The sequence below is a fragment of the Alkalilacustris brevis genome, from assembly GCF_003350345.1.
Classification (GTDB): Bacteria; Pseudomonadota; Alphaproteobacteria; order Rhodobacterales; family Rhodobacteraceae; genus Alkalilacustris; species Alkalilacustris brevis.
Map to the genome: position 1 here is coordinate 1 of NZ_QNVJ01000055.1, position 20,650 is coordinate 20,650.

General features: G+C 67.2%; 26 protein-coding genes and 1 pseudogene. 23 read left to right on the forward strand and 4 right to left on the reverse strand.

Annotation, left to right across the window (positions count from 1 at the left end; translation table 11 throughout):
- From DQ229_RS08550 to DQ229_RS16285, 13 genes and pseudogenes are all read left to right on the forward strand, one after another.
- On the forward strand, window positions 1–1,661 hold a 1,661-nt coding region (locus tag DQ229_RS08550), incomplete at its 5' end, for a DEAD/DEAH box helicase (RefSeq protein WP_114965862.1).
- Entirely contained in the window at window positions 1,658–1,876 is a 219-nt protein-coding gene (locus DQ229_RS16280) for a hypothetical protein (protein ID WP_155326475.1), read from the forward strand. The genes DQ229_RS08550 and DQ229_RS16280, both read left to right, overlap by 4 nt.
- A complete protein-coding gene (locus tag DQ229_RS08555) occupies window positions 1,869–2,075 on the forward strand; it encodes a DUF6511 domain-containing protein (protein ID WP_114965863.1) in 207 nt (68 codons plus the stop codon). The genes DQ229_RS16280 and DQ229_RS08555 overlap by 8 nt, the downstream gene beginning before the upstream one ends.
- Window positions 2,072–2,842, forward strand: a complete 771-nt coding sequence (locus DQ229_RS08560) for a PD-(D/E)XK nuclease family protein (protein WP_114965864.1) — start codon at window positions 2,072–2,074, stop codon at window positions 2,840–2,842. Before DQ229_RS08555 ends, DQ229_RS08560 begins: the two co-directional genes overlap by 4 nt.
- Window positions 2,839–5,112 carry an AAA family ATPase gene (locus DQ229_RS08565; protein ID WP_114965881.1) on the forward strand — a complete coding sequence of 758 codons (2,274 nt, stop codon included), beginning with the start codon at window positions 2,839–2,841 and terminating at the stop codon, window positions 5,110–5,112. The genes DQ229_RS08560 and DQ229_RS08565 overlap by 4 nt, the downstream gene beginning before the upstream one ends.
- Window positions 5,113–5,507: 395 nt before the next feature.
- Window positions 5,508–6,044 (forward strand): hypothetical protein, encoded by a 537-nt coding sequence (locus DQ229_RS08570; RefSeq protein ID WP_238381008.1) that lies wholly within the window; start codon window positions 5,508–5,510, stop codon window positions 6,042–6,044.
- Entirely contained in the window at window positions 6,041–6,241 is a 201-nt protein-coding gene (locus DQ229_RS08575; protein WP_114965865.1) for a hypothetical protein, read from the forward strand. Before DQ229_RS08570 ends, DQ229_RS08575 begins: the two co-directional genes overlap by 4 nt.
- On the forward strand, window positions 6,234–6,662 hold the full coding sequence (locus tag DQ229_RS08580) for a DUF6362 family protein (RefSeq protein ID WP_114965866.1): 429 nt from the start codon (window positions 6,234–6,236) through the stop codon (window positions 6,660–6,662). Before DQ229_RS08575 ends, DQ229_RS08580 begins: the two co-directional genes overlap by 8 nt.
- A gap of 462 nt (window positions 6,663–7,124) precedes the next feature.
- Window positions 7,125–8,483, forward strand: coding sequence for a site-specific DNA-methyltransferase (locus DQ229_RS08585; protein WP_114965867.1), 1,359 nt, complete (start codon window positions 7,125–7,127; stop codon window positions 8,481–8,483).
- Between the two features lies 1 nt (window position 8,484).
- Window positions 8,485–8,988 (forward strand): annotated as a pseudogene (locus tag DQ229_RS16795) (DNA cytosine methyltransferase); the annotation flags it as partial.
- Window positions 8,989–9,130: 142 nt separating this feature from the next.
- Complete coding sequence (locus DQ229_RS16800) at window positions 9,131–9,490, forward strand: hypothetical protein (RefSeq protein WP_238381009.1); 360 nt, start codon at window positions 9,131–9,133, stop codon at window positions 9,488–9,490.
- Window positions 9,487–9,705 (forward strand): DUF7220 family protein, encoded by a 219-nt coding sequence (locus DQ229_RS08595; RefSeq protein WP_114965869.1) that lies wholly within the window; start codon window positions 9,487–9,489, stop codon window positions 9,703–9,705. Before DQ229_RS16800 ends, DQ229_RS08595 begins: the two co-directional genes overlap by 4 nt.
- A gap of 75 nt (window positions 9,706–9,780) precedes the next feature.
- Window positions 9,781–10,170 carry a hypothetical protein gene (locus DQ229_RS16285; protein WP_155326476.1) on the forward strand — a complete coding sequence of 130 codons (390 nt, stop codon included), beginning with the start codon at window positions 9,781–9,783 and terminating at the stop codon, window positions 10,168–10,170.
- 53 nt (window positions 10,171–10,223) lie between these two features.
- On the opposite strand, the gene DQ229_RS08605 is transcribed toward DQ229_RS16285, so the two are convergent.
- The 4 genes from DQ229_RS08605 to DQ229_RS08620 all read right to left on the reverse strand — a co-directional run bounded on the left by DQ229_RS08605 (window position 10,224) and on the right by DQ229_RS08620 (window position 11,622).
- Window positions 10,224–10,754 carry a DUF3489 domain-containing protein gene (locus DQ229_RS08605; protein ID WP_114965871.1) on the reverse strand — a complete coding sequence of 177 codons (531 nt, stop codon included), beginning with the start codon at window positions 10,752–10,754 and terminating at the stop codon, window positions 10,224–10,226.
- Window positions 10,755–10,848: 94 nt separating this feature from the next.
- Window positions 10,849–11,073 carry a hypothetical protein gene (locus DQ229_RS08610; RefSeq protein ID WP_114965872.1) on the reverse strand — a complete coding sequence of 75 codons (225 nt, stop codon included), beginning with the start codon at window positions 11,071–11,073 and terminating at the stop codon, window positions 10,849–10,851.
- 111 nt (window positions 11,074–11,184) lie between these two features.
- Window positions 11,185–11,403, reverse strand: a complete 219-nt coding sequence (locus tag DQ229_RS08615) for a hypothetical protein (protein ID WP_114965873.1) — start codon at window positions 11,401–11,403, stop codon at window positions 11,185–11,187.
- 12 nt (window positions 11,404–11,415) lie between these two features.
- Window positions 11,416–11,622, reverse strand: a complete 207-nt coding sequence (locus DQ229_RS08620) for a DUF6900 domain-containing protein (protein WP_114965874.1) — start codon at window positions 11,620–11,622, stop codon at window positions 11,416–11,418.
- 110 nt (window positions 11,623–11,732) lie between these two features.
- Here DQ229_RS08620 and DQ229_RS08625 point away from each other — a divergent pair, with 110 nt between their 5' ends.
- From DQ229_RS08625 to DQ229_RS16295, 10 genes are all read left to right on the forward strand, one after another.
- Window positions 11,733–12,329, forward strand: coding sequence for a hypothetical protein (locus tag DQ229_RS08625; RefSeq protein WP_114965875.1), 597 nt, complete (start codon window positions 11,733–11,735; stop codon window positions 12,327–12,329).
- Entirely contained in the window at window positions 12,280–14,307 is a 2,028-nt protein-coding gene (locus DQ229_RS08630; protein WP_202909540.1) for a phage terminase large subunit family protein, read from the forward strand. Before DQ229_RS08625 ends, DQ229_RS08630 begins: the two co-directional genes overlap by 50 nt.
- 2 nt (window positions 14,308–14,309) lie before the next feature.
- Entirely contained in the window at window positions 14,310–14,516 is a 207-nt protein-coding gene (locus DQ229_RS08635; RefSeq protein WP_114965883.1) for a phage head-tail joining protein, read from the forward strand.
- Window positions 14,516–15,991 carry a phage portal protein gene (locus DQ229_RS08640; RefSeq protein ID WP_202909541.1) on the forward strand — a complete coding sequence of 492 codons (1,476 nt, stop codon included), beginning with the start codon at window positions 14,516–14,518 and terminating at the stop codon, window positions 15,989–15,991. The genes DQ229_RS08635 and DQ229_RS08640 overlap by 1 nt, the downstream gene beginning before the upstream one ends.
- A gap of 281 nt (window positions 15,992–16,272) precedes the next feature.
- Window positions 16,273–18,369 (forward strand): prohead protease/major capsid protein fusion protein, encoded by a 2,097-nt coding sequence (locus DQ229_RS08645; RefSeq protein ID WP_114965877.1) that lies wholly within the window; start codon window positions 16,273–16,275, stop codon window positions 18,367–18,369.
- 83 nt (window positions 18,370–18,452) lie between these two features.
- Window positions 18,453–18,788 carry a DUF2190 family protein gene (locus DQ229_RS08650; protein WP_114965878.1) on the forward strand — a complete coding sequence of 112 codons (336 nt, stop codon included), beginning with the start codon at window positions 18,453–18,455 and terminating at the stop codon, window positions 18,786–18,788.
- Window positions 18,788–19,099 (forward strand): head-tail joining protein, encoded by a 312-nt coding sequence (locus tag DQ229_RS08655; protein ID WP_114965879.1) that lies wholly within the window; start codon window positions 18,788–18,790, stop codon window positions 19,097–19,099. Before DQ229_RS08650 ends, DQ229_RS08655 begins: the two co-directional genes overlap by 1 nt.
- A complete protein-coding gene (locus tag DQ229_RS08660; protein ID WP_114965880.1) occupies window positions 19,096–19,728 on the forward strand; it encodes a DUF6441 family protein in 633 nt (210 codons plus the stop codon). The genes DQ229_RS08655 and DQ229_RS08660 overlap by 4 nt, the downstream gene beginning before the upstream one ends.
- A gap of 156 nt (window positions 19,729–19,884) precedes the next feature.
- The gene (locus DQ229_RS16290; protein WP_155326477.1) at window positions 19,885–20,214 is read left to right on the forward strand and encodes a hypothetical protein; all 330 of its coding nucleotides are present in this window, start codon (window positions 19,885–19,887) and stop codon (window positions 20,212–20,214) included.
- Window positions 20,211–20,450, forward strand: a complete 240-nt coding sequence (locus DQ229_RS16295; RefSeq protein WP_155326478.1) for a hypothetical protein — start codon at window positions 20,211–20,213, stop codon at window positions 20,448–20,450. The genes DQ229_RS16290 and DQ229_RS16295 overlap by 4 nt, the downstream gene beginning before the upstream one ends.
- Window positions 20,451–20,650 lie beyond the last annotated feature (200 nt).

Here is a 20,650-nt window from a genome sequence, read left to right on the forward strand (position 1 = left end):
TCGTCGAGCGCAGCCTGTCTGCGCTCGACACCCACGGCAACGCGCTCGGTGTCGCGCCGACCGGTGCCGGCAAGACGATCATGCTTTCCGCTGTCGCAGGCCGCGCCGTTGGCGGCACCGATGCCAAGGCCTGCGTGCTGGCGCATCGTGACGAGCTGACCAGCCAGAACCGGTCCAAGTTCGCGCGGGTCAACCCGGACATCTCGACCTCGGTGGTGGATGCCCGCGAGAAGGCCTGGAACGGCCAGGTCACCTTCGCGATGGTGCCCACGCTGGCGCGCAGCAGCAATCTTGACGCGCTGCCCACGCTCGATCTGCTGGTGATCGACGAGGCCCATCACGCGGCGGCGGAAAGCTACCGGCGGATCATCGATCGCGCGCGGGATCGCAACCCGGATTGCCGGATCTACGGGGTGACGGCCACGCCCAATCGGGGCGATCGCAAGGGGTTGCGCCCGGTCTTTTCCAATGTCGCCGACCAGATCAGGATCGGCGAGTTGATCGCATCCGGCCACCTCGTCCCGCCCCGGACCTTCGTCATCGATGTCGGTGTGCAGCACCAGCTTGGGCAGGTCCGCAAGACCGTCGATGATTTCGACATGGACGCGGTGGACGCGATCATGAACCGCGCGCCCGTCACCGATGCGGTCATCCGCCACTGGCAGGAGAAGGCGGGTGATCGGCAGACCGTGGTGTTCTGCTCCACCGTCGATCACGCGCGCAACGTGGCGGCGGCTTTCGCGGCCGCCGGGGCGCCATCCGGGCTGGTCCATGGCGACATGAGCGCCGGGGAACGGCGCGTAACGCTACGTGCCTATGCGGCCGGCGAGTTGAGGGTCGTGGTGAATGTCGCGGTGCTGACCGAGGGCTGGGATCATCCGCCCACCTCCTGCGTCGTGCTGCTGCGCCCCAGCTCCTACAAGTCAACCATGATCCAGATGATCGGCCGGGGGCTGCGCACCGTGGACCCGGCCGAGCACCCCGGCGTGATCAAGACCGACTGCATCGTTCTGGATTTCGGCACTTCCACGCTGATGCACGGGGCGCTGGAGCAGGATGTCGATCTCGACGGTCGTGAGGCGGCGGGCGAGGCGCCCAGCAAGGAATGCCCCGACTGCGGTGCCGAGGTGCCGATCGCCACCATGGAATGCCCGCTCTGCGGCCATCTCTGGGAGCGCGACGAGGATGCCGGATCCGAGCCGTTGGGCGCCTTCGTGATGTCCGAGATCGATCTGCTGAAGCGCTCCAGCTTTCGCTGGGTGGATCTCTTTGGCGACGATGGCGCGCTGATTGCCAACGGGTTCAGCGCCTGGGGCGGCGTCTTCTTCCTCAATGGCCGCTGGTATGGGGTCGGGGGCCTGCAGCGCGAGCAGCCGCGGCTTCTGGCGGTGGGTGAGCGCACGGTCTGCCTTGCCGCGGCCGATGACTGGCTCAACGAACATGAGAGCGACGAGAGCGCCCACAAGACCCGCCGCTGGCTGAACCAGCCGCCCACGGACAAGCAGCTGGCCTGGCTGCCGGCCGAGTATCGGCAGGATTTCGGGCTCACGCGCTATCAGGCCTCGGCGCTCCTGTCCTTCCGATTCAACCGCGCAGCGATCCGCGCGCTGGTGTTCGGGGCCGAGGGCGCGGCCGCCGATGCAATCGGGAGGGCGGCATGAGCCATGGCGTCATCATCCCGACTTTCCGCCGCGGACCGGCGTCGGCTCTGGCATCCGCGTGGCATGCTCTGTGCTGTCTGTGGGCAACTCCCGCGTGGATTTGGCTGGCGCGATCCGGTGCCATCGAAGCGACCCCGATCCTCGGTCTGGTTCTGCTCGATGGCCTGCCAGAGCTACTGGACGCGCTCGGCGCGCAGGTGTGTCGGCATGGTTGATCTCACCGAGGAAGAGCGCGCCGCCGTCACGGCGACCATGAAACGCGTGGCGCTGCTGATGGACGAGATCGGCTGGGCCACCCCGCTCGCCGATCTGACCGAGGCGCAGGTCCGCGCGCTGATCGAGGAGGCCGTGGAGGGCTTCCGCGAGGCCATGGCCGACCAGGCGCGGGCCAACGAGCCGGAGGTGCCGTTTTGACGCTGGATTTCAACCATCGGCCCGGCATCGCCGAGCGCATCAACGCGGCCGTGGATGCCGCCCTCGAGGCCGAACGCGCGGCAACGCGGCCGCGCGACTACCTCGGCGGCTCGCGGCTGGGCCATCCCTGCGAACGCGCCCTGCAGTTCGAGTTCGTGGGCGCGCCCAAGGACGAGGGCCAGGATTTCACCGGCCAGACGCTGCGCATCTTCGCCATCGGGCATCAGCTCGAGGATCTCGCCATCCGCTGGCTGCGGGCGGCGGGGCTCGATCTCTACACCCGCAAGGGCAATCGCCCCGATGGCGCGCAGTTCGGGTTCAAAGTCGCGGGCGGGCGCATCCGGGGCCATGTCGACGGGATCATCGCCGATGCCCCTGCGGCGCTGGGGCTGCGCATCCCGGCGCTGTGGGAATGCAAGACCATGAACGCGAAGAACTGGCGTGATACAGTCACCAGGGGCGTGAGTGTCGCCAAGCCGGTCTATGCCGCACAGATCGCGCTCTACCAGGCGTATATGGAGGCGACAGTTCCCGGCATTTCCGCCGCGCCGGCGCTCTTCACCGCGATCAACAAGGACACGGCCGAGCTGCACCACGAGCTGGTGCCCTTCGACGCTGAACTGGCGCAGCGCATGTCGGATCGCGGCGTGCGGATCCTGCAGGCGAGCGATGCGGGCGAGTTGCTGCCGCGCATCGCCCGCAGCCCGGATTTCTTCGAGTGCCGCTTATGCCCCTGGTCCGAGCGCTGCTGGAGCCTGCCGGCATGAGCGATGACACGATCATCCATTTCAACCCGTGGCGGGATTTCAACGACGCCGCGCCCACACCGGACGCGTTCGGGGTCGAGCCCGACCCCGCGCAGATCGCGGCATTTCTCGATGTGGTCTTCGGCTATTGCGAGGGGCTCATTCCGGTGCGCGGCTTCGTGGACAAGGGGCAGGGCTTCGACGGGCGCCCGCACAACATCTGGATCCCGGCGGACGGCACGGCGCCCGAGAAGATGGCGACCTTCGCGAATTGGGCCTGGCGGGAGGGCGCCGCCGTCTATGTGATCCCGGGCACGGTGGCCGCACAGGGCGAAGCGCGCGCGGCCGATGTGCAGCAGATGCAGACCGTCGTCGTCGATCTCGATACCGGTGACATCACCGCCAAGCTCGCGCATCTGCGCCACTATTTGGGCCGCCCCACGCTGGTCGTCGAAAGCGGCGGGCGCACGCCCGAGGGACGCGACAAGCTGCATGTCTGGTGGCGCCTGAACGAGCCGGTCGAAGGCGCGGATGTGGCCGAGGTCTGCCGGCTGCGCGGCGAGATTGCCGCCAAGGTGGGCGGCGACACGCATTTCCGCTCGGCGCATCAGCCGATCCGTGTGGCGGGCAGCGTCTATCACAAGGGGGGCTTCCAGCGGATCGTCCGGATCGCCGAGCAGGCCGAACACGAGGTCGATCTGGCCGAATTCGCCGAGGCCGTGGCAGACATGCCGCCGCTCGATGGCATCGTGCAGGCCACATCGCCTTCCGCCGACAAGCCATCCATCGATGCGGTCCTCACCAACCCCGTCCGCGCGGCCGGTGAGGATGACTGGACCCGATTTCAGGGCGCCAGTGCGGCCATCGGCCACTATCTGCGGCTCGTGCACGAGGGGCGCCTGTCGGGGCCCGAGGGCTGGGAGGCGATCTGCGGCTACAACGCCGCCATGCTGCGCCCCAGCTGGCCGCTCGACCGGCTCCAGCGCGAGACTGAGCGGCTCTGGGCCCTGCATGTCGCGCGCAATGGCCCGGCGCAGCCCGCGCGGCAGGCGCTAAGGGTCGAGGCCTTCACGCTGGGCGCGCTGCTTGACGACACAAGCCCCATGCCCGACGACATCATCGCCCCGCGCGTCCTGACGCCGGGCGGGCTGCTGGTGCTGGGCGGGGCGCCCAAGGTCGGCAAGAGCGATTTCCTGATTTCCTGGCTCGTGCACATGGCCGCGGGCGTGCCGTTTCTCGGCTTCACGCCGCCGCGCCCCATGCGCGTGTTCTACCTGCAGGCCGAGATCCAGTATCATTACCTCCGCGAGCGCCTGCAGGCCCTCGGGCTGGAGGCGCATCTGCTGGCGGCGGCGCGCGACGGGTTCGTGGCCACGCCCAAGCTCAAGCTCCTGCTGGACGGCAACGGCCTGCCGAATGTCATCGAGGCGGTGCGCGGCGCCTACGGCGACCCGCCGGTCGACATTCTCTGCATCGACCCGATCCGTAACCTCTTCGATGGCGGGCCGGACGGCGGCGGCGAGAACGACAACGCCGCGATGATGTTCTTCCTGCAGGAGCGCATCGAGCCGCTGCGCGAAGCGGTCAACCCCGACTGCGGCGTGATCCTGGCCCATCACACGCGCAAGCTTGGCAAGACGCAGCTGCGGGAGGATCCGTTTCTGGCCCTCTCCGGCGCCAGCGCGTTGCGCGGGTTCTACACCTCCGGCCTGATCCTGCATCGCCCGGATGAAGAACGCCCCGAGCGCCGCCTGGAAATTGAGCTGCGCAACGGGCCGGCACTGCCCTCGAAGCTGATCGACAAGCGCGCCGGCTGCTGGGTGGAGCTCGATCCCTCTGGCGAACGCATCGTGCGGCGCGATTTCGGCGAGAAGCTCGATGCCGAGCGCATGCGCAAGCGCGACGTGATCCTGCAGCTTCTGCTCGACGAGGCCGGGCGCGGCAAGCTCTACACCGCGCTGCAATTCGCCGAGAGCTACGAGAACAAGGCAGGCCTCGGCGGCAAGGACACGATCCGCGATCGCATCAGCGTGCTCGCCACGAAAGGCGACATCAAGTTCGTCCGCGACGGCCGCCCGTTCGGCCTACCACGCTCCACCTCCAAGTTCGGCTATCTCTGCGTCGAGGGCATGGTGTTCCCGGCCGACAGCGAGCTTGTCGACCCCGAGACCGGCGAGGTCCACCCCGGTGGCATCCCGGTCCTGCCCAGCACCTACAAATGCCCGCAGAGCGGCGCCCCGCTGCCCGTCGAGAACCCCGCCGTCTGGGTCTACCCGGAGGGCGAGTCATGACGCATCGGACCTACGCACAACCGCGCAGATTCAAGTTGGGAGAGTTGGGAAAGGTCTTCCCAACTGGTTGCGCAGGCCCGCGCCGGGCCTCGACGCATCACGCGGATTCAAGTTGGGAAGGGTTTTCCCAACTACCTGCGCACCGCCGCGATGGCGCCCGTCCGGACGCGCGGATTCAAGTTGGGAAAGCTTCGCCCGCGCGTCGCGTTCCCAACTTCGAATTTCTCATGTTTCGCAGTCTCTTACGGCTCATTTCAAGTTGTGGGGGTGAAAGCCACCCCCTTCGGGGGTGGGGAGAACGCCGCAAGGCGGGTTCTCCACTCCCACCCCCGGGGGCGTCGCGCGCGCGTGCTGCTGTCCCTGCCTTTCCACCCACCACACGGGAGACGTTCGCCATGAACCTTTCAGCCACTGCAGAACCCATCACCCATGCCCGTCCGGTCAGGGGCATCGGCGCGGCATCGGGCCGCCCCATCCTGGCCCTCGATCTGGGCACCACCACCGGATGGGCGCTCCGCGACGCGGACGGGCTGATCCTGAGCGGCACGGCCAGCTTCCGCCCCGGGCGCTTCGACGGGGGCGGGATGCGTTTCCTGCGCTTCACCAACTGGCTCACCGAGTTCGACCGGCTGAGCGGGCCGATCGCCGCGATCTGGTTCGAGGAGGTCCGCCGCCACGCCGCGACCGACGCGGCGCATGTCTATGGCGGGCTCATGGCCACACTCACCTCATGGGCCGAGCTGCGGGGCGTGCCCTATCAGGGCGTGCCGGTGGGCACCATCAAGCGCCACGCCACCGGCAAGGGCAATGCGAACAAGGACGCCATGATGGCGGCCGCCCGGGCGCGCGGCTTCAGCCCCGCCGATGACAACGAGGCCGACGCCATCGCGATCCTGCTCTGGGCGATCGAGACCGGCGGGGGGCTGCAATGAGGTGGCATCCCAAGGGCTATGGCGGCCATCGCCGCGATCCCGAACAGGTCAAGCGCGAGGGCTGGCACGAACAGCGCGTGCTTGCCGTCGCGCTCGATGACGAACGCCTGACCTGGCCCGAGCGGGAACTGGTTCGGCAACTCGGCGAGAAGCTCTATGGCAATCCGTCCGCGAGGCAGGGAGGCAGGCATGGATAAATGGACGCCCTCTCTGGTGGAGGCCCGGCTTGCCGAGGCCGCCTATGTCCTCAAGCGCCTGCCCGAACCCCGCCGCCGGGGGTACTTCAGCACCTGGCCGGAGGTCATTCATAGCTTCGGCGACAAGGTCGGGCAGGAGCCAAGGCCCATGCGCGTGCTGCCCTCGCCGCAGGCGATCAGCCGCATGGAGGAGACGCTGACCTGGACCGCCTGCATCGATCCCACCGACGGCAAGATCGTCTGGATGAAAGCCCATGGCGAAAGGTGGAAGACCATCTGCTGGACCGTCGGGCTTGCACGCTCGGCCGCCCATCAGCACTGGCTCTACGGGCTTTGCGTCATCTGCCTGCATCTCAACCGGCGGCGGTTCAATCGCAACCTTTCCAAGCGGCGCGTGATCGAACTGGCCGGTGGCGCGTAATGCTGCGTGCCAGCGGGGAAGATGTGCGGCGGACAGTTTTCGCTGGGACAAAAACTGCTCTCCCGGGCTACAAATCAGGTAAGCTCGGGAGAGGCGCGCGCGGCGCAGCCCCTAGCGAAATCATCCTTTCGTTGGCGAGGGCGTTAACAAAGGAAAGGCGCCGATCCTTTCCTTGTGGCCTGCGCGACGCCGCCTGACAGCCCCCTGCAGCCGAGTTCGCGGTTCCTTCCTGGCGAAATCGTATGCTGGCGGGCTTGGCGCGCAATTTCGCCAGCGACAGGGCCGGATTTCTGGGAAGCCAGCCGGAAGCCGGACACGCGAGAGCCGCGCGACAACCCCAATGAACGCTGGCCTTCGGGCCGGATAGCCCCGGACGCGCCTGGACCCTGCGTGGAGTCCAGCGCGGCATCCGGAGTCCGGAGTCCGGCCGGTATCCACCATCAAGATGGAAGCACGTCGTCGATGACCCTCGCCTTCGCACCGGAGCAGATCGAGCAGTGGCCGCTGGCCAGGCTCCAGCCCTACGCGAAGAACGCGAAGTTGCATGGCGCCGATCAGGTGGCAAAGATCGCGGCCAGCATGGCCGAGTTCGGCTGGACCGTGCCCTGCCTCGTGGCCGAGGACGGGGAGCTGATCGCGGGCCACGGCCGGGTGCTCGCAGCGACGCAGCTCGGGCTGACCGAGGCGCCGGTGATCGTGCTGGGGCATCTGACCGAGGCGCAGCGCCGGGCCTACCGGATCGCGGATAACCGGCTTGCTGAGTCGCCATGGGACGAGGCACTGCTGTCGGCCGAACTGCAGGACCTTCTGGCAGACGACTACGACCTATCGCTGGTTGGCTTTTCGGACGGCGAGCTCGACAAGCTTCTGGCCTTGGATCCGAACGCGGGCAGTGAAGAAGAAGGTGGCGCCGGGGGCTCCGTGCCCCCGGTGACCATCCCCGAGCCGCCGCGCAATCCGGCCTCGCGGACGGGCGATCTGTGGATCCTCGGCGATCACCGGCTGCTCTGCGGCGACAGCACCAACCATGACGATGTCCGCCGCCTGATGAATGGCGAGCGCGCGATCCTGTTCGCGACCGATCCGCCGTATCTCGTCGATTACGACGGCTCGAACCACCCGACGCGCAACAAGGATTGGTCGCAGTCCTACGGCAACACCTGGGACGACAGTTCGCAGGGGGCCGAGCTCTACGACGGCTTCATCGCTGCGGCCGTCGCCGAGGCGATCACGGATGACGCCGCCTGGTATTGCTGGCACGCCTCCCGCCGCCAGGCGATGCTGGAAGCCTGCTGGGAAAATGCCGGCGCCTTCGTCCACCAGCAGATCATCTGGGTGAAGGACCGCGGTGTTCTGACCCGCTCGCACTACCTCTGGAAGCACGAGCCCTGCTTCATGGGCTGGCGTCGCCCGAACCGCCCGCCGAAGGTGGCCGAGCAGACGCTGCCCTCGACCTGGGAGATGCCGTCCTTCGCCAAGGACGAGCGCCCCGACCATCCGACGCCGAAACCGCTCGACGCTTTCGGCATCCCGATGCGCCAGCACGTCGCGCGGGGCGGGCTTTGCTACGAGCCGTTCTGCGGCTCCGGGTCGCAGATCATGGCGGGCGAGGCCAACGGCCGGCGTGTCTTCGCGATGGAAATCAGCCCGGCTTATGTCGATGTCGCCGTGGAGCGCTGGCAAGCCGAGACCGGCAAGGACGCGATCCTCGATGGTGATGGTCGGACCTTTGGCGAGGTGAAGGTCGAGCGGCTGGGCGACGAGGCCGATACGCCGGACACGGACGCCGAACCCCCGCGAAAGCGCAAGACCGCCGCGTGACATGCATGACCTGGCTTTACCTTCCTCCGGGTGTGCTTCCGGAGCCGGAGACGCATGCCTCTTCGGCCTCTCCCTCTGCTCCGGCGCGGGCGGGCTCGATCTCGGGCTTGCCATCGCCATCCCCGGATATCGTGCTGTGGGCCATGTCGAACGGGAAACCTACGCCGCAGCCACTCTCGTGGCGCGGATGGAAGACGCGTCCCTGGATCAGTCTGTTGTCTGGGACGACGTTGGAACCTTCGACGGTCGCCCATGGCGCGGCGCGGTGGACATCGTCACTGCGGGCTATCCGTGCCAGCCGTTCTCCGTCGCGGGCCAGCGCCGGGGCGCGGACGACCCGCGCCACCTCTGGCCGCATGTCGCCCGCATCATCGGCGAGGTCGAACCGCCCTTCGTGTTCCTCGAAAATGTCGCCCATCATCTCCGCCTCGGCTTCCCCGAAGTCGCCAGCGGACTGGTCGGCATGGGCTACCGCCTTGCGGCAGGCCTCTTCACGGCGGCGGAAGTCGGTGCGCCCCATAAGCGCGAACGCCTCTTCATCCTCGCCATCCGCGAGGGGGACGCGCTGGCCGACCCCGCGCGCTTGCTCTGGCACCCGGTCGAGTGGCGGGAACCGGACGGAAATGCTGCGGCTCTGGCCAACGCCGATGGCCAACGACGGATGCAAGCCGAGCGCGGGCAACCGCAAGACGGCCGACTTGACCCATTCGGCGGGGATGTGGATGACGCCGACGGCCCGCGATCACAAGGATGGCGCGACGAGCCTTACCAACACGCCGGTGAACGGCCTGCTTGGCCGCCAGGTCCTCGTGACGCCGATGGCTGGCGACGGTTCTTGCGAAATGCCCCGGACCTTGAACCCGCTGTTTGTCGAGGCGCTGATGGGCTGGCCCACCGGGTGGACCGGCTTCGGCTCGGTGGCAACGGTGTGGTCCCCTTGGTTGCGGCGCATGCGCTCCGAACTCTCGCAGCTCAATTGCTGGCAGATGGATAAGGGCGCTCGATGAAGCAAAGCCGGGCCATGTCGCTGGTCGAGGCCGTCGCCAACGTTGCTGTCGGCTACGGCGTTGCGGTCGTTACGCAGCTCCTGATCTTCCCGGTATTCGGGTTGCACACGACGCTGGCGCAGAACCTGATGATGGGCGCGGTGTTCACGGTGGTGAGCATCGCGCGGTCATATGTCCTGCGGCGGCTGTTCGAACGGCTTCGGCGAAGCATGTAGAATCAAACAGTACCGGTGTTGTGGCCGAAAGCGAATAAGGTGTTATGGTGTGCCAAATTCGAGAGGGACAGCGGCGTGCCACAACTTGAAGTCAAAGGGCTTGATCGAAGCGAATGGGGTAGTTCAATTGTTCGTTTGCATCAATCTCACCGAAGCGGGATTGAGCGATATGACGTTGCTCGCATAACCAACACGTCAGATCGATCAAGGTCATACGATGCGGTTCTTCTCGGCCATGATGACGACAGCGCGATTTACATGGCTTTTGATACGAGGCAGGCGCTTGGAGTTAAAAAGAATGCACAGCTGGATTTTGAACTCAAAGCGCTTGGTTGGTTTGACAAGTTACGCTGGTACCTTCGGACCCCCGATCCTCGGATCTTTATCCCGGCATGGCTCGCGATTTGGTCGGTCGGCCTTGGCGTAGTCGGGATCGTGCTTGGGGTCGTTTCGCTGTTTAAATAGCCTTGCAGACCGCAGCCCCTACGGACTGGCGGTCTGCTTCCGTGGCTGGTCGATCAGACGGCAGGAAGTCTATAGACCCGCCCACGCCCTTCGACTTTCTCAGAGGTCACCTTGAGACCGAGCTTTTTCTTCAGCGCGCCGGACATGGCGCCTCGCGCTGTGTGCGGTTGCCAGTCGAGTGCGGTCACGATCTCGTCGATGGTGGCGCCGCCCTCGGCGCGGAGCATCGCGATCAGCGCTTCCTGTTTGGTGCCGGTGCGGCGGCGGGCGGGCTCCGGCGCGGCTTCGGTCCCGGGCTGGCTGTTCGTTTGCTCCTCCGGAGCATCGGTGATCCCGAGAGTGCTGTAGGCCAGCGGCGTGGCACGAAGGGTGAGCGGGCCGCGCTCCTCGTCGTGCCGCCAGACCGTGTTGAGGTCGGTGGCGGCGACCTCTTCGATCAGCCCGCGCTTCAGCAGGCTCTTGCAGACATTGCCGACTGCGCCGCCCTTGAGGTTGGCGGTGACGGGGAACACCATCCCGTCCTCGCGCGCGCAGGCGGCGGACAAGATGACGGCTTGGGCGTCGGACAGCTGGATCTGGGTCATGGGGTCGTCTCCGTGTCCGGGGCCGCGACCGTCGCGACCCTCCTACGACCCCGAGCCGCGCTGGGCGCGGCAGGAGTTCCGGTTGTGCCGGATGTCAGCGCGCGTGCTCACCCTCGCCGAAGGCGCTGTCGGTGATCTCGCGCAGCTTGGCGCGGTAATGGTTCAGGGTGCCGACGTCGCCCCAGTCGATCTCGTCGGGGTGGGTGTCGAAGTGGTCTGCGCTGAGAGCGGCGAGCCGCTCCAGCATCGCGTCGATCTCGAACTTGGCGGCAAGGAAGGCGTCGATGGCTTTGGAGTTGTCGATGGCGCGGCGGGTCATGGTGGTGGCTCCGTGGTGAGTTGCATCGTCCCTGTGCAATCAGAATCGCTCTGCGGCACCCGAAAGTGTAGGCAATTCAGAGCCATATGATTTCTTTCTGGCTGATCCCGTTCAGATCAGCTGCAGGCTGGCCAGCATGGTGCTGGCGGCGGCAAGCTGGGTGGTCGGCAGCTCGATCTTGATGTGCGAGATCACGTCCGAGGCCTCGGCCGTGATCCCCTCGTCGCGCAGCGCGGCCTCGATCATGCGGGCGGCAGCGTCCGGGCCCTTGAGGTTCAGCGGGTCCGGCAGCGCGGCGTGATCGATGCGGATGGTGGTGATGGCGGTCATGTGCGTTTCCTTTCAGAGCTGGGTTTCGGCGGCGCTTGCGCGGCGCCCGGCCTCATAGGCTTCCGCGAGCGCGTCGCGGATGGCCCAGACGGCGACATCGTGGAAGTCGAGCCGGTCGGAGTTCCGGGTCTCGAGGGTTTCGAGGAAGAAGCGGCGCTGCGCGATCTCCAGGATGAGGGCGTCGCGGGCGGCGGTGGGGTCGGTCTTGCGGCGGGGCATGGCGGGTTCCTCGGGTGCGTTGTATCGTCCTTCTGGAGACACGTTCGCTCTGCCGGCGCGGCTTATCAACTGCATAAGCACATGGTTTTAAATAATAATCGGGGCTGGCGATGCAGGGCATGAGCGAGCGCCAGTACGCCGCCCATGTCGGGCTGTCGCGGGGCGCAATCCAGAAGGCGAAGTCCTCTGGCCGGCTCATCCTGCACGCCGATGGCAGTATCGACGCTGCGGCCTCTGACCGGTTGCGGGCGGAGGCGACCGATCCGTCCAAGACCAGAAGGGCGCCGAAAGCGGCGAAGATGAAGCCCGTGCCAGAGGCAGCGGTCTCTGCCGTCGGCGATACGCTCAAGGAGCAGGGCATGGCCGCGCCGGTCGCGGGCGGCGGCACGACGTTTCTGCAGGCGAAGACGGCGCATGAGGTGCTGAAGGCGCAGGAGCGGCGCATCCGGCTCGCCAAGCTGAAGGGCGAACTTGTCGACCGCGACCGCGCCACGTCGCTGGTCTTTCGGCTCGCGCGCGAGGAACGCGACGCGTGGGTCAACTGGCCGGCGCGGGTGGCTGCGCTGATGGCGGCGGAGTTGACGGCCTCATGTAGCGAAGCGGTAGGCCACGAGGTGACCATCGAGACGGCGGCCATGCAGAAGGTTCTGGAGGCCCATGTCCGCGCCCATCTCGAGGAACTCGCCCAGCCCCGGATTGCCCTCTGACGGCAACGCCTCAAGCAGCGAAGCGGTAGGCGAAACCATCACTGCGTTCGACGGCGCGGAGGCGCTGCTCCGGGCCTGGGGTCGCGGGCTCACGCCCGATCCCTGGCTGACCGTCTCGGAATGGTCGGACACGCATCGTTGGCTGAGCTCGCGCGCGAGCGCCGAGCCCGGCCGGTACCGCACCGAGCGGACGCCTTACATGCGGGCGATCATGGACGCGCTCTCGCCGGGCGACCCCACCCAGCGGGTCGTATTCATGAAGGCAGCGCAGGTCGGCGCCACGGAGGCAGGCAACAACTGGATCGGCTTCGTGATGCACCACGCGCCGGGGCCGATGCTGGCGGTGCAGCCGACGGTGGAGCTGGCCAAGCGCAATTCGCGGCAGCGGATCGATCCGCTGATCGAGGAGAGCCCGGCGCTGAAGGAGCGCGTGCGACCGGCGCGGGCGCGCGACAGCGGCAACACGCAGCTGTCGAAGGACTTCCCCGGCGGCGTGCTGGTGATGACCGGCGCCAACTCGGCGGTCGGTCTGCGCTCGATGCCGGCGCGCTACGTGTTCCTCGACGAGGTCGATGCCTATCCGGCCTCGGCCGATGAAGAAGGCGACCCGGTGGGCCTCGCCGAGGCGCGCTCGCTGACCTTCGCGCATCGGCGCAAGGTGCTGCTGGTCTCGACGCCCACGATCCGCGGCGTCAGCCGGATCGAGCGGGAGTATGAGGCCAGCGATCAGCGCCGCTTCTTCGTGCCGTGCCCGCATTGCGGCCATGCGCAATGGCTGCGTTTCGAGCGGCTGCGCTGGGAGAAAGGCAAACCGGAGACGGCGGCGTATAATTGCGATGCCTGCGAGACACCGATCGAGGAACACCACAAGCCGGCGATGCTGGCTGCGGGCGAATGGCGGGCGACCGCCAAGGCCCGGGATACGCGGACGGTGGGGTTTCATCTCTCGGCGCTCTATTCGCCGCCGGGGTGGAAGAGCTGGGCCGACATCGCGCGGGACAAGGAGGCGGCGGTGGGCTCGGACGAGGCCGAACGGGTGTTCCGCAACACGGTTCTCGGCGACACCTGGATCGAAACCGGCGATGCGCCGGACTGGCAGCGCATCGCCGAGCGGCGCGAGGACTGGCCCGCGGGCACGGTTCCCGCGGGCGGGCTGTTCCTGACCGCCGGCGCCGATGTCCAGAAGGACCGGATCGAGGTCGATGTCTGGGCCTGGGGCCGCGGCCTGGAAAGCTGGCTCGTCGATCACATCGTGATCGAGGGCGGCCCAGCACGGCCCGAGGCGTGGGACGCGCTGACTGATCTGCTCGGCCGTAGCTGGCGGCATGCGGGTGGCGCGGAACTGGCCCTCGCCCGGCTCGCCATCGACACCGGCTACGAGACGGCGGCTGTCTATGGCTGGGCGCGCTCGGTCGGCTTCGCGCAGGTGGCACCGGTCAAGGGGCTCGAGGGCTTCAACCGGGCGAGTCCGGTGTCGGGGCCGACCTATGTGGACGCCACGGCGGGCGGCAAGCGCCTGCGCCGGGGCGCGCGGCTCTGGACGGTGGCGGTATCGACTTTCAAGGCCGAGACCTACCGCTTCCTGCGGCTGGCACGGCCGACAGCGGAAGAACTGCATGATGGCGCGGCGTTCGTGCCCGGCACGGTGCATCTGCCCGGCTGGGCGGACACCGAGTGGATCCGGCAGCTGACGGCTGAGCAGCTGGTGACGGTGCGCAACCGGCGCGGCTTCGCGCGGCTCGAATGGCAGAAACTCCGCGAGCGCAACGAGGCGCTGGACTGCCGGGTCTACGCCCGCGCCGCCGCCTGGATCGCGGGCGCAGACCGCTGGCCCGAGGCGACATGGGCCGATCTCGAAGCGCAGCTCGGCGTCCCCAGCGGCGTGGAAAGCCCCGCCGGCATGATCGGTCGACCCGACACCGGCACGCAAGGCAAGCGCCGCTCCGACTGGCTCGGGCGGCGGGAAGGATGGTTCTGATCATGGTCGACTGGACAGAGGCGGAACTCGCGGCGCTCCGGCGCGCCTATGCGAGCGGGACGACGCGGGTGAGCTACGACGGCAAGACCGTCGAGTATGGCTCCGCCGAGGATCTGCTCGGCCGCATCCGCACCATCGAGCGCCAGATCGCCGGCACAACCCGCAGGCCCATCGCGGGTTTTGCCGGTTTCGGGCGTGGGCACCGCTGATGGTCTCCTGGTTCGACAGGGCCATCGCGAGCGTCGCGCCGCGCGTGGCCACAAGGCGCGTGCTGGCACGACAGGCCTTCGAGGGGCTTGCGCGCTCCTATGAAGGGGCGGCGCGCGGCCGGCGCACCGATGGCTGGCACGCGCCGGGATCTTCGGCGGATGCCGAGATCGGGCGGGCCGGCGCGCTGCTGCGCGACCGGATGCGGGATCTGGTGCGCAACAACCCGCATGCCGCCAAGGCCGTCTCGGTGCTCGTCAACAACATTGTCGGCGCCGGGATCATGCCGCGCGCCGCCAGCGGCGACACCGCGCTCGACAAGGAGGTGGATCGGCTCTTCGAGATCTGGGCGCATGACTGCGATGCCGACGGCCAGCTCGATTTCTACGGGCTGCAGACGCTGGCCTGTCGCGAGATGGTCGAGGCGGGCGAAGTGCTGGTGCGCCGCCGTCCGCGCCGGGCAGGCGACGGCGTCATGCCACCGGTTCAGTTGCAGCTCCTAGAGGCGGACTTCCTCGATGCCACCCGCAACGGGGTGATCGGCTCGGGTCAGGCGGTGCAGGGGATCGAGTTCGACGCGCTTGGCCGGCGCAGGGCCTATTGGCTCTTTGGCGCGCATCCGGGCGATGCCATGCTGAGCCTCACGGGCGGCTTCACCAGCCACGCTGTCCCTGCGACCGAGATCGCCCATGTCTACGAAAAGCAGCGCACGCAGGCGCGCGGCGTGCCTTGGGGCGCGCCGGTGATCCGCAGCCTGCGCGATCTCGACGACTACGAGGTGGCCGAGATCGTGCGCAAGAAGACCGAGGCCTGCGTCACCGCCATCGTCTTCGGCGACGAGGAAGCCCAGCAGGGCATCGCGCCCTCCGTGGTCGATGCCGACGGGAACCGGGTGGAACAGTTCGAGCCGGGGCTGATCGCCTATGCGCGCGGCGGGAAGGACATCCGCTTCAACCAGCCCGCTGCCACCGGTGGCTATGGCGAATACAAGCGCGCCAGCCTGCACACCATCGCGGCCGGCTTCCGGGTGCCTTACGAGCTGCTGACCGGGGACCTGTCCCAAGTCAACTATTCCTCGATCCGTGCCGGGCTCGTGGAGTTCCGCCGGATGATCGACGCCGTGCAGTGGCAGCTCTTCATCCCGATGTTCTGCGCGCCGGTCTGGCGCTGGTTCACGCAAGCCGCATGGGCGGCGGGGCGCATTCCGACGCCGGACGTGCCGGTGGAATGGTCGCCGCCGAAGTTCGAGGCGGTCGATCCGCAGAAGGACGCGATGGCGGACCTGCTGGCCATCCGCTCGGGCACCATGACGCTGGCCGAAGCCATCGCCCGGCAGGGCCGCAACCCCGACGCGGTGCTGGCCGAGATCGCGGCGACGAACGCCAAGCTCGATACGCTGGGGCTCGTGCTCGACACCGACCCGCGCCGCGTCACCAAGACTGGCAGCGCGCAGGCGAATTCGGACGGAGTGTTTTAGCCGTGGTAATTGCCGCTGCGGCCGTCAGTGCGAGGGCTCTTTAGCGTAACGGATGGACTATTCGAAGCTCGACAGTGAAATTCCTTTCGGCATTCAGGGCAGTGATATTCTTCGCGCTCCTCGTGACCTTTCTGGCCGGGAACAGTCACTTCGAATACAGCGCCACAATAATCGCAGGTCTGGTCGAATTGATCGCGTTGATAACCGAACGCCGGTTCAAGCGGACTTGCCATGTTTCCTCCTCAGTTGTCGCTGACTGATCCAAGGTAGCAGTAAATCTCATGGAACACACGATCGAACTGCCGGCGCTGCGCCGGTCGGCGGAGCTTTCGCCAAATACCATCGACCCGGAGACGCGCAGCGTCGAGGTGATCTGGTCGACCGGCGCGCGCGTGCGCCGCGCCGCGCTCTTCGGCGAGCCGCATGACGAGGAGCTCAGCATGGCGCCCGAGCATGTCCGGCTCGAGCGGCTGAACGCGGGCGCGCCCTTCCTGAAAGTGCATGCGGCGCATGATCTCGACGCGGTGATCGGATCGGTCGTGCCCGGCTCGGCGCGGATCGAGAACGGACAGGGCATCGCCCGGATCCGCATCTCCGAGCGCGACGCGGTCGGCGATATCTGGCGCGACATCGAGGCCGGGCACATCCGCGCGGTTTCCATCGGCTACCAGGTCCATCGCTTCGAGGTCTCGAAGCCCGCCAAGGACTCCGGTGGCGCGCGCGAAATCTGGCGGGCGGTGGACTGGACGCCTTTCGAGATTTCCGCCGTCCCCGTCGGCGCCGATGCCGCGGCCGGGTTCCGGGCGAAAGAGCCGATCAATGACTGCGTCCTCCACCGCCGGGACGCCCCCACCAGCCAAGGAGCATCCCAGATGACCGACAGGACAGAGCCCCCGGCCGACACGGCCAAGCAGAACAACGACACGGCAGTGGCCGAGGAGACCCAAATGACCGATGACAAGACTGGCGCTGCCGAGGCACAGGCCCGCGCAGGCGACACGCAGACCCGTGCCGCCGACATGAAGCCCAAGTCGCCGAAGGCAACGCCCGATCCGGCGCCCGAGGACCGCAGCCGCAGCATCGATACCGACGCGCTGGTGACTGAGGCCCGCGCGCAGGAGCGCGAGCGCGTCTCGACCATTCACGGCCTTGCCGACAAGCTGCATCTCGAGCGCAGTTTCGCGGACGACTTGATCAAGCGCGGCGTCTCCATCGACGAGGCGCGCCGGCTTATCCTCGACCAGGTCGCAGCCAAGTCGGACGAGACCCGGACCTTCCCCCATGTCTCTGTCCCGCTCGGCGGGCGCGATGCCACGGTCACGCGGCGCGAGGCGATCTCCAGCGCGCTGCTGCACCGCTACAGCCCGACGCTCTTCCCGCTGGAAGACGCCGCGCGCGAGTATCGCGGCATGACGCTGATGGAGCTTGCCCGCGAAAGCCTCGAGACGGCAGGCGCCAGCACGCGCGGCCTCTCGCGCGACGAGGTGGCGACGCGCGCGCTGCACTCGACCTCGGACTTCCCCGAGATCCTCGCGGCCGTCACCAACAAGACGCTGCGTCAGGCGTATGAGGCCTATCCGCGGACCTTCCCGCTCTTCTGCCGCCAGGTGCTCGCCACCGACTTCAAGGCGATGCACCGCGTCCAGCTGGGTGAGGCGCCGCAGCTCCTGAAGGTCGGCGAAAGCGGCGAGTTCAAGCGCGGCACGCTCGGAGAGAGCAAGGAGAGCTACCGCATCGAGACCTATGGCCGCGTCGTTGCCATTACCCGGCAGGTGCTGATCAACGACGACCTCGACGCCTTCACCCGCATCCCGGCCATGTACGGCAACTCCATCGCCCAGCTGGAAAGCGACGTGGTCTGGGACATCGTCACCTCGAACCCGGCCATGGCCGACGGCACGGCGTTGTTCCACGGTACCCACAAGAACCTCGCCAGTTCCGGCGCGGCGCTCGGGGTGGACAGCGTGGGCCTCGCGCGGGCGGCGATGCGCAAGCAGACCGGGCTCGACAAGAAGACGGTGCTGAACATCCGGCCCGCCTTCCTGATCGTGCCCGCGGCGCTGGAACTCAAGGCCGAGCAGTTGGTCGCCCAGAACCTCGTGCCCGCCCAGAGCGGCAACGTTGTGCCGCAGTCGATCCGGACGCTCGCGCCCATCGCCGAGCCGCGGCTGGACGCGGCGAGCGAGACGGCCTGGTATCTGGCGGCCTCGCCGAACCAGATCGACACCATCGAATACGCCTATCTCGAAGGCCAGCAAGGCGCCTACATCGAGACGCGCAACGGCTTCGACGTCGACGGCGTCGAGATCAAGTGCCGCCTCGACTTCGGCGCCAAGGCCATCGACTGGCGCGGCCTCTACAAGAACCCCGGTGCGTAAGCCGGGCGATCCCCTGACACCTGATCCCTGACGCACGGGCGGCCCTCGCGCCGCCCGTCGTCCTTGCGCGAAAGGAACCCGCGATGAAGAACTACGTCCAGCCCGGCAACACCATCACGCTGACCGCCCCCTACGAGGTCGCATCCGGCGACGGCCTGCTTGTGGGCGCCATCTTCGGGGTGGCCGCGGGCGATGCCGCCAATGGCGCAACGCTCGAGGCCGCCCTCGTCGGCGTCTTCGACCTGAAGAAGACCGCCAGCCAGGCCTGGAGCGCGGGCGCAAAGATCTATTGGGACGACAGCGCAAGGGAATGCACCACGGTCGAGGCCTCGAACACGGCCATCGGCGTGGCGACCGAGGCGGTCGCGGGCGGCGCCGGTGACGTGATCGGGCGCGTGCGGCTCAACGGCAGCTTCTGATGACCGCCTTCGCCGTGGCCACGGATGCACTCTTCGCCGACGCGCATCTGGGCCGGGATGTCGTCTACACCGCCGAGGGCGGCGCGCCGGTGCTCGTGCGCGCCATCCTGCGGCGGCCGGACGATGTCACCGGCTTCGGTGAGGCGCGGGTCTGGTCGGAGACCACGCGGGTCGATCTGCGCGTGGCCGAGGTGCTTGAGCCCCGGCCCGGCGACCGCATCGAGATCGATGGCGACGCGTTTCTCATCCAGGGAGAACCCGTGCGCGACAGTGAACGGCTGATCTGGACTGTGGATCTGCGCCCGGCATGAAGCTCAAACTCGACATCACCCCTGACCTCGTCGCCATGATGGCCGCCGAGATCAAGGCGGGCGAGCGCGCCGTCGGCACCGCCACGCGCGAGGCGGGCAACACCCTCAAGGCGGCCTGGCGCGCGCAGATCGTGGGCGCGGGGCTTGGCCAGCGCCTTGCCCGCTCGATCCGGAGCCAGACCTATCCGCGGGGGCGCCAGAGCCTGAACGCTGCAGCGCTGGTCTGGTCGAAGGCGCCGGCCATTGTCGGTGCGCATGATACCGGGCCGCTGATCCGCTCGCGAAATGGCTTCTGGTTGGCAATCCCGACCGAGGCCGCCGGACGCGGGTTTCGCGGAGGTCGGATCACCCCCGGCGAGTGGGAGCGCCGCCGCGGCATGCGTCTGCGCTTCGTCTACCGTCCGCGCGGGCCCAGCCTGCTGGTGGCCGACCGCGCTCGGATCAATACACGCGGCCAGGCGGTTGCGTCGCGCTCCAAGACCGGCCGTAACCAGGTCACCGCGCCGATCTTCCTGCTGGTGCCGCAGGTGAAGTTGCCCAAGCGGCTGGATCTGGCGCGGGATGCGGAGCGCGCGCATGAGGCGGTGCCGGGGCTGATCGTGGCGAACTGGGTGGATGCGAAGCTATAGGGCCAGCAATGCGGACGGAACGGACCTTGCGGTCGTTCGCGGCGCTTGACCCAATGCCAGCTTTGTGGTGCAGCTAAAAGTGGTAACGTCAGCAATGCGCTTGTGTATGTAGCAGAAGCCCGCCTTTTTTACAGACAGCGCGTAGGAGGATAGAAAATGCCACCGAAGGCTGCAAAATTGAGCGATATGGTCTCTTCGTTCGGAGAAAACACATTGCATTGTCCCGCTTGCGACGGGTTCTACCTGCACCAAGGTCGCACTGAGGTTTTCAATCGGGGTGAGGATGCAAGCGAAGGAACGCATGTCATTGTTGATGGTGACAAAGTCCAGACGGATAGGGATCTAACGGGTAACCCAAGCGGTCGCCGTCAAGGTCTGACTATCCATTTCACCTGCGAAAGCTGTCCTGCCCACGTCCAGATGCACATCTACCAACATAAGGGAAATACGTTCGTAAAAATGGATTATCAGGATGGCGAAGCATGACCAAAGTTTGTCCTGCCGGCGATTGCTCTGGCGGCACTGCTGGTCGTCAGAGCGATATGACCGCTGGTATGCTTGAGCAGCTACCAGAGGCACACAAGAAAGTTGTCGGAATACCGAAACGCTGCTCATATTGTGGGTGCGTCTACGACGGTGTCACCAAACAGATTTTTGATTTCTTTGACAATTATAACCTCGGCAAAGGTTGGACACCCTCCCGCTCAATTTTGGAATTTTAGAAAAGGCAACTGCATCGCGATAGCCGACCTTCGAGCGAGGTGCAGCATTCTGCTTTCTGGGGTCGAAGCGGACCTTTTCTGCACTTGCACAATAGAGTGAAACCATGCCCACCCCCCGCGAAACCATCCTCGCGGCCTTGGCGGACCTGTTGCGCACGGTGCCGCATGTGCCGGTGCTGCGCGGCGAGGTCCTGCCCGAG